An 11,999-nucleotide genomic window follows, 5' to 3' on the forward strand; every position below is an offset into this window, starting at 1 on the left:
AGCGGTTGGAATCAAAGGGGGGGTTGCGATCCGGAGCGCGGCGCGGTGGCCCGCAGCGGCAGCCAAAAATGAAAGGTGGAGCCCTGCCCGAAGACGCTGTCGACGCCGATCGCGCCGCCGAGCATGGAAACAATTTTGCGACTGAGATAGAGCCCCAGCCCCGTGCCTTCAAAATGGCGGCGGGCCGAACTGTCGACCTGACGAAACGCTTCGAAGAGATAACCCATCTTGTCGGCCTCGATGCCCATGCCCGTGTCCACCACCTCGAACCAAAGTTTCTCCTGCTTCTGGGTGACGCGCACCGTAACGCGCCCCTGTTGGGTGAACTTCACCGCATTGGTCGCGAGGTTGACCAACACCTGATACACCCGCGTCGGGTCACTCACGATCTCCACCTCCGGCGCTTCGTTCTGCACCACAAACTCCATGTCTTTTAATGCTACCATCGGCGACAGCAGGTGCCGCAAATCATCGAGAAGTTTTTGCGGATTGAATCGCTCCACCGCCAGCCGCATGCGCCCGGCTTCGATCTTGGACAGATCCAGCAGATCGTTGATCAAACCCAGCAGGTGCACGCCCGCACTGTGCACGCGGGTAATCTGGTTGGTCTGCTCCTCATTCAACTCCCCCGCCAACCCCGTCTTCAGAATCTTACTGAAACCGATGATCGAGTTGAGCGGCGTGCGCAGCTCGTGACTCATGGTGGCGAGGAACTCCGACTTGAGTCGGTCGAGTTCCTGCAAGCGTTCGTTGGCCAACTGCAACGCTTCCGTGCGCTCTGCCACACGCTGCTCCAGCGACGTATTCAACTCATGCACCGCCCGTTCCGCCCTCACTCGCTCCGTCACATCCTCCACCAGCGAGCTGATACCCAGCGCCCGGCCGTCCACGTCGCTCAACAAACTGTTGTGCCAGTCGCAAATCACCTCGCGTCCATCCGCGGTGCGGTTGCTCACCCGCAATTCGATACTGCTGTTGTTGCGCAAGACCTCCCGCCAACCTCGCACGACCCGCAGTCGATCCGTCTCGTCGACCAAAAACCAACCACTTTGCCCGAGCACCTCCGCGGCCTTCACCCCGAACAAACGCTCCGCCGCCGGGTTCCACCCCCGAATGCGCATATTGCGATCCCACTCAATCGCTGCCAACGGCGTGCGCGCGATGAGTAGGCGCATGCGCTCCCGCGCTTCCTCATTTTCCATCTCGGCGATCCGGCGGGCTTCGCTCTCAAAAACACTGCCCACCATGTCGGCGATCGCGCCGACGAAGATCTTCTCTTCCTCCGTCCAAGCGTGCCGCGTGGTTGTCGACTCGATGCGCAGCATCCCCGCCAATTCACCACGTAAGCGCACCGAAGTATCAAACAGGCTCACCACCCGTCGCTGCGCCAATTTTTCCCCGCCCAGTTCGTCGGCCCACTCATGCTGGCTCACCACCGGAACCAAGACATGCCGCTGCGCCTCCAGTGCCGCCATGTGTCGCGGTGCCACGGCGCGAGACAAACACTCCACTTCGCCGCGCTGCTCCTCCCGGGGCCCCACCCGATGATGCAGCTCCAACCGGTCAGGCTGGCGATGTCGGAACCACACGCTCACCTGCACGCCGGTCAGACCATCCACACAAATCGTGGTGAGACGCCTTAGGGCTTCCTCCGCCTTGTCGCCGTGCACCACCGGATCCGTCGCCACCCGACTGAGCGCCGTATTCATCTGTCCGATACGATCGGAGCGGCGCCGCAGATACTCCTCGGCTTGACGCCGCGCCAGTGACTCCATCCGCAACGACAACACGTCCGCCACCGCGCGAATAAAGAACCGTTCTTCCGGTCGCCACTCCCGCTCCAGATCGGTCACCTGCGCACAAATCACGCCCACGGTGCGATCGCGGGAGAACACCGGCGCGATGAGACAATTGAAGGCCGGCAACTCCGGCAGGTTGCGGGAAAAATACGCCCCCAGCACCGGATGCTCCATACTGTTGGGCAACACCACACACCGCTCATCCGCCAACTGCCGCAGGAGCCCCGCCAGCGCCCGCGACGGCAAGGGCACGCCCTGCAGATGCTCTCCGCTCTTCACGGCATAGACGTCCGCATTCTCGTAAACTTGATCGTTGTCGGCGCCCAGCCAGACCACCACGTAATCAACCTCGAGCGCCTCGCCGCAATATTGGTTGGCCGCGCGCACACCTTCCTGAATTGAGCCCATCGCGCTGATCTCCCGGGTCAACGCCGCCACCAGTTCGCCATTCCGCGCCAATCGACTCGCCTGCACCTCCAGAGCCCGCTCGGCCCGTTCGCGCGCTTCCCGCTCGAATGCAAAAGCCAACAGATCGGTCATCGCGCGTGCCACCAATTCGTCCTCCGGGCTCCATTGATTCGGCCCCTCGCGGTGCACTGAAAACAGGCCCGAAAGTTGCCCGCCCACGAAGACGCCCAGATCCAGCGCGGCAAATGGGCCGTCCTCCGGGAGGCGCTCCGCCACCAACGCCTTGGTCCGTGGGTCCGTGGTCACATCCTCGATCACGACCCGGCCATCCCGTTCCATGTCGCGCCAATAACCGGGTTGATCCTCGTGCGAAAGTCGTCGCGTTTCGCGGGTCATTTCCGCCTCGGCGGTGCGCAACGCCACCAGCTCGAAATCGCTGCTTTCCTCACATCGCCGCCACACCGAAACCCGCCACGCCCGCAACAGTTCCACACTCGATTCCAGAACCTGCTCGATCGCGTCCGCCAAGGTCGTCTGCGCGAGCACCAAGGCGATCTCGTGCATGCTGTCGTTGGCCCGCCAAAGTCGCCGCGCTCGCGCCCGCAGGGATGCCTCCGCCTGCCGCCGCGCGTCCCGTTCCCAAAGCAGCGCCACGACGTCCGCAATTCCACCCGCCAACAACATCTCTTCGGCCGACCAACCTTCCTCCCGACCTACCGTCTGCAACGACACCACTCCCGCGAGTTTACCCTCCGATTTAATCGCTACGTCCAACAATCCCACCCGGCCGTCCACTTTCGGCCGCCGTGCATAAAACTCGGCAATGACCGGATCACGGGCCGCATCTTCCGTCACCAATCGTCCCGTTTCCCTTAAGGTCACATGATAGGTCGGCATATCCTTCCACGGCAAAAATACATACCCTTCGCCAGGCACCACCGCCTCGCCGCAGCTTCCTACGCAGGCGATGCCACCACGAACGTCATCCACTCGCCATATCATGGCCAGTTGCACCTCGATCGCTTCCATCACCAATTCGAGCAAACGCTCAAAATGACTGGCCGCCTCCCCCTTGGCTTCCACCACCTCCTGCGCCGCGGCTAACAACGCCCGGTGTGTCGCCTGCACCCGCTGGCTCTTGGCCCGGGCCTGCGCTTCCGCCGCCACCAACTCCTGCTCCCGCTGGGCCACCCGGTCCGCCATCACCTTAAAACGCTGCGCCAGCTCTTTGACCTCGCGCGGCCCTCGTTTGCCCACCTCCAGGTCCACCTCCTCCGCCCGGGACAATCGATCCACCTGGGTCGACAACTTGATCAGCGGCCGATTCAGCCCCGCCGCCAGCAACCATGAAAAGGCCAGACCGCCCGCCGCGATGAACGCCAACCCCCAAAACGTCGCCCACTGCAATGCGTTCAGATTTCCGCTCACCGCCGCCACTGGCAGGACCGATACCACCATCCATTTGGGTTGCGCCTCCCCCGAGAGCACGAGTGCCGACGCCACGTAATCCTCCTCATCAAAGTGGAGTAACACCGACTCCGCTTGCCCGCTCGCAAACGAATCGAATCCACCGGCCAAGCGTTGCGAGCTGGCCAACACCAGCGGATCAAAGGCCAGTCCAGCCGCACTGCCCAACGCCATCGCTTCGGCGTCGGAATGCACCACCAGACGTCGGCTGCCATCGCTGCGCTCTTCAAGCACAAAGACCTGCCCCGCGATGCCGCGCTGCAACTCGGCCACATAGCGCGACAACTCCAAGGTCCCAAAATCCACCTCAACCACCGCCAGCAATTCCTCCGCCTCGCCGCGTATCCCCGCCGCCAGCGTCACCCCACGCTCGGCGGCGGTGAACTCGTTGGCGGGAAAGAGGTAACTGTCCGTCCACACCCGTCCCGTTCGGGCCTGTGCCGCTTGGTAGAACGGTCGCTCCCGCACATCATATCCATCCCACGGAGACTGCGTCTCCCCCTCCATCGTGCCATCTGGCCGCATCGCCGCGTCACGAATGATCCATGCGCCCGTTTCATCCCGCGTGTAGTGCCGCAGTCCTACGGCGCCGGATTCCCGCCGTTGCAAAAAGGCATATTCACCCGTCCCGGCTACCGCCACCCCCGCATATGTCAGCGTGTCTTCAGCCAAAAACAACGGGGCCACTTCCAATAACGCCCCCACCGGGTTGACCGTCTTGCCCTGCCGCGCCACCACCGTTTCCAGAATCTGTTCCTGCCGCACGGCGTCGGCGGTGATGGAACGGAGCTGACTGACCATGCGCTGCAACCCCTGCTCAGCCAAAGCCTCGGCATGCGACACGATCATTCCTTGGCCGTAGTGCCGATTGAGGAGCAGCATGGCGATAAAACCCAACATCACGACACTCGCCATCGCCGCGAGAAAACGCGCCCGATAACTGTCGAGACTCATCCGCACGAATCGGCCCACAATCTGCATTCCGCGCAGCCCTGTTCCAAAATGCAAATCATTGCCCTGCGTCCCAAAGCTCTTTTCCTGACTAGCCACACTCCGGCCCGCTAATTTGACCCTTCGCTCCACCACCTTCTCCCGCGTTTTCCTGGTCGCTGTCGCGGCGGGAGGCATCGGCCTGTCCTGGTTGGCGAGTCACACCATCCACCGCGATGAAGCGAGCGCCCTGCATGCTCGCAACGAAACCCTCGCACTGCAGTCCTCGGCTTTGGTCACACGCCGGGCCGAAACCTATCGCGACATCCTGCTCGAATCGGCCCACCCGTTTGCCCAGGACACGCAACCGGTCGCCGTCACCCTGCCCTCGCCGTTTCGGCAGATCGCGTGGATTCCCGCCGCCTCGGCGTCCCCCGCCTCGGCGCCGCCCCCTCCGGCACGGCTGCTCGCTCCCGCCAACGCCGACCTCTCGCTCGCCCAAATCTCGATGTGGCATAACTCGCTTTGCGGCGCGCACGTTGATACCAACGCTCCGCGCCTCTTCCGGGTGAACGACACTGCGTGGGCGCACCTTTTTTTGCTCGACGTGCCGGTGTTTCGCACCGCGCCCGACTCCCCCCACGCTTTGCCGGCCGGTCACTTGGTGGGTGTGCTCTCCGCCGCGACCTTGATGGCCGACCTCGAACCCTACCTGCTCATCGGAGCCGACCACGTTCTGCTGCTGCAAAGTGCGCCCGGCGCATCACCGCGCGCGGTGGGGCTATTGGCGCGGGGCAATGCGCCACTCACCACCGCCTTGCCGAATCCGGATACGTTTGGCGCCCAATATCCCCACGCGGCCACGGTGCCGTTTTCACTCTTTCAGAGTCATTGGGACATCATCGCTGAGGCGCCGACGCTGACGTCATCGACGGCTTTCGGCTCCACCAGCAATCTCGTGCTCGTTCTCGGTCTGATCGTCACTGCCGTGCTGTTTTTGGTGAGCTGGCAAAACCACCGGGCTCTGGCGCACTTTTGCCTCACCAGCGCGCAAAACGACGCTCACGCCAAACGCTTGGAGCAACTCAAGGACAGCCTCATCGCCGCCAGTCCCCAACCCATCTTCATCAAAACTCCCGACCTGCGCTACATCTCGGCCAACGAGCCCTTCGCCCAAATCCACGGTCTGTCCGCCGCCGCCATCGTGGGCAAAACCGATGCGGAGTTGTTTCCGCCGGAACTCGTCAAAAGCTTCCGCGAACGCGACCAACAAGTCTTCTCGCGCGGACTCATCATCATGTTTGAGGACGTGCTCGAAACCCCCAAAGGTCCGCGGCGCTTTCTCGTGACCAAGTTTCCCATCCGCGACGAAAAGGGTCAGATCTACGCCCTTGGCGGCATTGGCACCGATCTCGATCGCCTGCTCTAAACGCCCTCCATCGCCGTCGGCCGCCGCCCCTTCGCATGCTCACCCACCCCCGCCAGACCCGCTCTTTTCTCGGTCAAGTTGCCGATGGCGGACTGTTCATGCTGGCACTGGGTCTGGCCTACACCCTGCGCGCCAACCTCGCCCGCTTCTCCCTCGATCCGCTTGAGGACATCATCAAATACCTCTGGCTCTTCCCGTGGGTCGGCGTCTTTGGCCCGCTCATGCTGCGCGCGCAGGGCTTCTATTCCCAACCCCGCCTTTCCTCCCGCTGGGGCACGCTGATGATCATCGTCCGTGGCTGCCTCATCACGGTCGCCGGCACCATTCTGCTGCTCTTCCTGGTGCGCGAGGAATTCGCCCGATCGGTCATCCTCTTGGTTGGTGGTTTTGGTGGTATTCTGGTCTACGGTCGCCACGAGCTTTCCCGCTGGAGTCGGCGCGACGAACGCTGGCAGCGCCGGGTGCTGTGGCTCGGATCCGCCGCCGAAAACCGGGTCGCCCAAGCCGCCCTCTCCGGCATGGAACGCGAAGCTCTCCACACGGTCGCCGAACGCGATCCCGCCACGCTCAACTCCGCCGACCTCGCGGCACTGCTGCACACCGAAGCCATCGACGCCGTCATCGCCAACCTCGCCGGCACCGACGCCGATCGCATCAAGCCGCTGCTCGACACCTGCGAAAGCGAAGGCGTCGAACTGCTCATCCGCCCGGGCCTCCCCCTCGGTTCGGCCTGGCGCCTCGCTGTCGACGAGTTTGCCGGCGAACCCGTGCTCTACGTGCGCGCCCAATCCGCCGCGCCCACCGCGCTGGCGATCAAACAAGCCTTCGACTACCTCGCCGCCGGCGCGCTGCTTCTGGTGTTGTCACCTCTCTTTCTGCTGCTCGCCGTGCTCATCAAACTCACCTCTCGCGGCCCGGTGCTGTTTCGCCAACAACGCGGCGGCCGCAACGGTCGTCCCTTCACGATGCTGAAGTTTCGCACCATGCGCGTTGGCGCCGAAGCCGAGCAGGCCGCCCTCGCCGAGCAAAACGAACTTAAGGGCCCCGCCTTCAAACTGAGCTCCGATCCCCGCATCACCGCATTCGGTCGTTTCCTGCGTCGCCACAGCCTCGATGAACTGCCGCAACTCTGGAACGTCATCCGCGGCGAGATGAGTTTGGTGGGCCCCCGCCCTTTGCCGCTCTCCGAAGTCGCCGCTATCGCCGAAGGCCACGACCGTCGCCGCCTCAGCGTGAAGCCCGGCCTCACCGGCCTCTGGCAAGTGAGCGGTCGCAGCGACCTCGCCGACTTCGCCGACTGGGTGCGCCTCGACCTCGCTTACATCGACCAATGGAGCCTCTGGCTCGACCTGCGCATCCTGCTCGCGACCATCCCCGTCACCCTACTGGGCCGCGGCGGCCGCTGAACGACTGAGGCGGGAACGCAATCTCCTGTGGGTCGGGCTTTACGCCCGACAGCGTTTCCACCTGCAAACCTCAGTCCCCGCGCAACGCCTCCATCGGGCTCACCCGCAGCGCCCGCCACGCCGGCACTGCGCAGGCAAACGCGCCCGCCGTGAGCAACACGATCACCGTCGCGCCAAAGGCCGGCGGATCCGTCGGCTCCACTTGGTAGAGGAAGCCCTGCAGCATTTGCGCCGCGAAGAAGGACAATCCCAGCCCCACCACCAGTCCGATGCCGAGCTGCCTTCCGCCCTGGCGCAGCACCAGCCCCATGATGCTGCGTGGATTCGCGCCCAGCGCCACACGCACGCCGATTTCCGGCACGCGCTGACTCACACTGTAAGCCATCACGCCGTAGATGCCGACAGCCGCCAGCACCAAGGCGACTCCGCCAAAGATGCCAAAGATCCACGCGAACAATTGGCCGAAAAACTGCGCCTGATCGATGTGCTGCTGCAGCGGCTGCACCCAGTAGATCGGCAGGTCCGGATCAATGCGGCGCACCTCCTCGCGCATGATCGCCGCCGCCGTCGACGCATCGCCCGTGGTTGTGCGCAACAGCAGCGAATAATACCGGGCGTCGCCCTGCGTCATCGCCAGATACACCTGTGGCTCCAGCGGATCCTCAAAATCGCCTTGGTAAACCGAGGGCGTTACGCCCACCACCGTCACCCACGGCGCATCCGTCAGATCATCAGTATGGCCCAACTTCAGCCGCTTGCCGATCGCACTCTCGCCCGGCCAGAAGGTCTCCGCCGCCTTCAGATTGACCAAGGCCACCGGATCGCGTTCTGCCGTATCCGTATCCATAAAGTCACGACCGTCGACGAGCTGAACCCCCAGCGTCGCAAACCAATCCCGCGACACGTAGCCGGATCCCGCCCGTGGTTGGACTTCACCGCCGGCCAACGGTGAATCCTCCAACACGACTGATCCCGAGCCATCCCAGGTCGGCAGCCGCGTGCTGAGCGCCGCCGCCGTCACCTCCGGACGCTCCTGCACATTGCGCAGCAGTTTTTCAAAAAACGCGATGCGACCGGGCTCGTCGGTGTATTGCGCCTCGGGCAGACCGATGCGCGCCGACATAATGCCGTCGGGATCATAACCGAGCGGAATGTCGGCGGACTTGATCACCGAGTGAATCATCAGGCCCGACATGACCAGCAGCACGCACGACAGCGCCACTTCGCCCACCACCAGCACGCGCGTGAGGCGGCCACCTTTGGCGCCCGTGCTGCCCCGCGAGGCGTCATTAAGAAAGGTCACCAGATTGGTCGTGCTTAGCCGCAGCGCCGGCAGCAGCCCCGCCAGCACGCAGGTCACGACCGCCACGCCCGCGACGTAGAGCAACACCATGCCGTCGATCTCCCATGTCATCCAGGCCGGTTGGGTCTCGCCGGAGAGAGCCATCGCGCGGTCAAAGGCATCGAGGAGCACCTGCGCCAGCGGCAATCCCAGCGCCGCACCGCCCAGCGCCAGCACGAGACTTTCCATCAGCAGCAAACGCACCGTCCGCCCGCGCGCCGCGCCGAGTGCCGTGCGCACCGCCAGTTCTTTGGCCCGCGCGCTGCCCCGCACCAGCAGCAGGTTGGCGACGTTGGTGCAGGCAATCAGCAGCACCATGGTCACGCAGGTCATCATGACGCCGAGCATCCGCGCCGTGTTGTCGCCGATAAAATCCTCCTTCAACGGCACGACCCGAATGGCCAGCGCGTCATACATTTCCGCATGGTTCGCCGCCCAGCCGGCGAACAACACTTCCATCTCCCCGCGCGCCTGCTCGATCGTCACGCCCGGACGCAGCCGCCCCACCACGTTGAGGTAGCGCGTGTCGCGCTCTTCATCCGTGCGGCTGTAGCGCCGGGGCATCCACAGGTCGGTCGAGTCCGGAAAATCAAATTTCGACTGCGTCACGCCAATGACGGTCGCGACTTCGCCGTTCACCCGCAGCGTCTGACCCACCACGTCGGGCGCCGCGCCAAACCGCGTCTGCCACAGCGTCTCGCTGATCACGACCACCGGACTGGCGCTGGCCAGCTCCTCCTCCGCCGTCCACCAACGCCCGATGCGCGGCTGCGCGCCAATCGTCTGCAATCCGCTGCCCGTCATCCAGGTGCCCGTAAAACGCTCCGGCGCGAGCTCGCCGCCACTCACGTTGAACGTGCCCGACTGCATGGAGAACAGCCCCTCGAGCGTGGTCGCGCCCGCCGCCAGTTCGTTAAATTCCTCCATCGATAGGTCGCCCCGCAGCCAACCCTCGGTGGGATTCGAGAGGTTCACCGCCACAAGCTCCTCGGGCCGTTCGTAGGGCAGCCCACGCAAGAGGACTGCGTTAACGATACTGAACATCGTGGCGTTCACCCCGATGCCGAGAGCGAGGGTAAAAAGAGCCACGAGCACGAAGCCGGGGGCCTTGGCGAGGGAGCGCAGCGTGAAGCGGAGGTCTGTCAGCATGCCGAAACCACCCCGCAACCACGCTTCAGGTTGCGAAATATCGCAATTTTCTGCGACCCGGCCCCAAATTTGCGGTCCGTCCGGGAGCTTTTGTGCTTTCTGCCCCCGTCCGCAGGCAGCTAGACAAAGGGCGTCACTCGCCTGACACACACACTACTACAGACCCACCGATATGTTTCGTTTCATCGCCCGCCGCCTGCTGGAGGCCGTTCCGGTCCTCTTCATCATTGTGGCCGTTTCCTTCGTGATGCTCCACCAGGCGCCCGGAGGTCCCTTCGACAGTGAAAAGGCCGTCACGCCCGAGGTGCTTGCCAACCTCGAGGCCCACTACGGCCTGAACAATCCGCTGCACGTGCAGTTCTTCGACTACTTGAAGAGCATTCTGCTGCACTTCGATTTTGGGCCCTCGTTCAAATACCCGAACCGCACCGTCAATGAGATCATCGCCGACAAGCTCCCCGTTTCGCTGGAGCTCGGCCTCACCTCACTGACCGTCGCGCTCCTGATCGGTATCCCGCTCGGCACCCTCGCCGCGGTCTACCGCAACAGCTGGGCCGACTACCTGTGCTCTTCGATCGCGATGACCGGTATCTGCATTCCGACCTTCGTGCTCGGTCCGCTGCTCGTTTTGTTCTTCGCCATCCACCTCGGGTGGTTCAACGCCTCGGGCTGGTATACGAGTTACGACCGCGTGCTCCCGGCCGCCACCCTCGGCATGGTTTACGCCGCCTACGTCGCCCGCCTCACCCGCGGTGGCATGTTGGAAATCCTTAACCAGGATTACATCCGCACCGCCCGCGCCAAAGGAGCCAGCGAGACGCGCGTCATCTTCAAGCACGCCCTGCGCGGCGGTCTGCTGCCGGTGGTGTCCTTCCTCGGCCCGGCCATCGCCGGCATCCTCTCCGGCTCCTTCGTCATCGAGACCATTTTCCAAATTCCCGGCCTCGGCCGCGAATTCGTGAACAGCGCCTTCAACCGCGACTACACCTTGGTGCTCGGCACCGTCATCCTCTACGCCTCGCTCATCATCACGCTCAACCTCGTGGTCGACGTCGTCCAAGTGTGGCTGAACCCCAAGCTCAAGTTCGAGTAAGCCGACCGACGCCTTACTTCATCCTTCGAACTTCTTACTTCCTACTTCGAGCATGTCCCTTTCCCTCTCTCCCTCCGCCGAACAACTCCCGTCCAGCGCCCCGCTGCCCGAGGACCTCGAGCAAGGCTCCTCCCTCTGGCGCGACGCCTGGCACCGCCTGGCCAAAAACAAATTGGCCCTCTTCGGCGGCATCGTCCTCATCGTGCTGACCATCGCTTGTATCGCCGGCCCCTGGTTCAGCCCCTACAGCTACGAGGAAACCAACCTCAACAACACCTTCGCTTCGCCCAGCGCCGCACACTGGCTCGGCACCGACCAACTCGGTCGCGACCTCATGGTGCGCCTGCTCTACGGCGGTCGCATCTCCATCGGCGTGGGCCTTTGCGCCACCTTCGTCGCCCTCACCATCGGCGTCGTTTACGGCGCCACCGCCGGCTTCTTCGGCGGCAAGACCGACTCCGTCATGATGCGCATTGTCGACATCATGTATGCCCTGCCCTTCACCATCTTCGTCATCCTGCTGATGGTGTTTTTCGGCCGTAACATCATCCTGCTCTTCGTCGCCATCGGCGCGGTCGAATGGCTCACCATGGCGCGAATCGTCCGCGGCCAGATCATGTCGCTCAAGAAAATGGAGTTCATCGAAGCCGCCCGCTCGCTCGGCCTCGGCAAACGCCGCATCATCTTCCGCCACATGATCCCCAACGTGCTTGGGCCGATCATCGTTTACACCACCCTCACCATCCCGGCCGTCATGTTGCTCGAGGCCTTCCTCAGCTTCCTCGGCCTCGGTGTGCAGCCGCCCATGAGCTCCTGGGGCTCGCTGATCAAAGACGGCGCGGAAAAGATGGAGGAATACCCGTGGTTGCTCCTCTTCCCGGGTGCGGTCTTCTCGCTCACCCTCTTCTCGCTCAACTTCCTCGGCGACGGCCTGCGCGACGCTCTCGACGTCCGCTCCTCCAAGGACTGATTCACC

6 protein-coding genes are annotated in these 11,999 nt (G+C 63.6%); 4 read left to right on the forward strand and 2 right to left on the reverse strand.

Annotation, left to right across the window (positions count from 1 at the left end; genetic code table 11):
• Window positions 1-11: 11 nt before the first annotated feature.
• Window positions 12-4,628 carry a GAF domain-containing protein gene (locus tag K1X11_RS04950; RefSeq protein WP_255599898.1) on the reverse strand — a complete coding sequence of 1,539 codons (4,617 nt, stop codon included), beginning with the start codon at window positions 4,626-4,628 and terminating at the stop codon, window positions 12-14.
• 112 nt (window positions 4,629-4,740) lie between these two features.
• On the opposite strand from K1X11_RS04950, the gene K1X11_RS04955 reads away from it, so the two are divergent.
• Both K1X11_RS04955 and K1X11_RS04960 read left to right on the forward strand, forming a co-directional pair.
• Window positions 4,741-6,033, forward strand: coding sequence for a PAS domain-containing protein (locus K1X11_RS04955; RefSeq protein ID WP_221031840.1), 1,293 nt, complete (start codon window positions 4,741-4,743; stop codon window positions 6,031-6,033).
• Between the two features lie 35 nt (window positions 6,034-6,068).
• The gene (locus K1X11_RS04960) at window positions 6,069-7,439 is read left to right on the forward strand and encodes a sugar transferase (protein WP_221031841.1); all 1,371 of its coding nucleotides are present in this window, start codon (window positions 6,069-6,071) and stop codon (window positions 7,437-7,439) included.
• A gap of 70 nt (window positions 7,440-7,509) precedes the next feature.
• On the opposite strand, the gene K1X11_RS04965 is transcribed toward K1X11_RS04960, so the two are convergent.
• Window positions 7,510-9,930: an ABC transporter permease gene (locus K1X11_RS04965; protein ID WP_221031842.1), complete on the reverse strand. Its 2,421-nt coding sequence runs from the start codon at window positions 9,928-9,930 to the stop codon at window positions 7,510-7,512.
• 172 nt (window positions 9,931-10,102) lie between these two features.
• On the opposite strand from K1X11_RS04965, the gene K1X11_RS04970 reads away from it, so the two are divergent.
• Entirely contained in the window at window positions 10,103-11,023 is a 921-nt protein-coding gene (locus K1X11_RS04970) for an ABC transporter permease (protein ID WP_221031843.1), read from the forward strand.
• Window positions 11,024-11,075: 52 nt separating this feature from the next.
• On the forward strand, window positions 11,076-11,993 hold the full coding sequence (locus K1X11_RS04975; protein ID WP_221031844.1) for an ABC transporter permease: 918 nt from the start codon (window positions 11,076-11,078) through the stop codon (window positions 11,991-11,993).
• Window positions 11,994-11,999 lie beyond the last annotated feature (6 nt).

Origin of the sequence: Actomonas aquatica, from assembly GCF_019679435.2 — a bacterium.
Classification (GTDB): domain Bacteria; phylum Verrucomicrobiota; class Verrucomicrobiia; order Opitutales; family Opitutaceae; genus Actomonas; species Actomonas aquatica.

Bases quoted from the DNA above. Each gene is read 5' to 3' on its own strand.
- K1X11_RS04950 (WP_255599898.1), bottom strand. From the start codon at position 4,628: ATGAGTCTCGACAGTTATCGGGCGCGTTTTCTCGCGGCGATGGCGAGT.
- K1X11_RS04960 (WP_221031841.1), top strand. From the start codon at position 6,069: ATGCTCACCCACCCCCGCCAGACCCGCTCTTTTCTCGGTCAAGTTGCC.
- K1X11_RS04965 (WP_221031842.1), bottom strand. From the start codon at position 9,930: ATGCTGACAGACCTCCGCTTCACGCTGCGCTCCCTCGCCAAGGCCCCC.
- K1X11_RS04970 (WP_221031843.1), top strand. From the start codon at position 10,103: ATGTTTCGTTTCATCGCCCGCCGCCTGCTGGAGGCCGTTCCGGTCCTC.
- K1X11_RS04975 (WP_221031844.1), top strand. From the start codon at position 11,076: ATGTCCCTTTCCCTCTCTCCCTCCGCCGAACAACTCCCGTCCAGCGCC.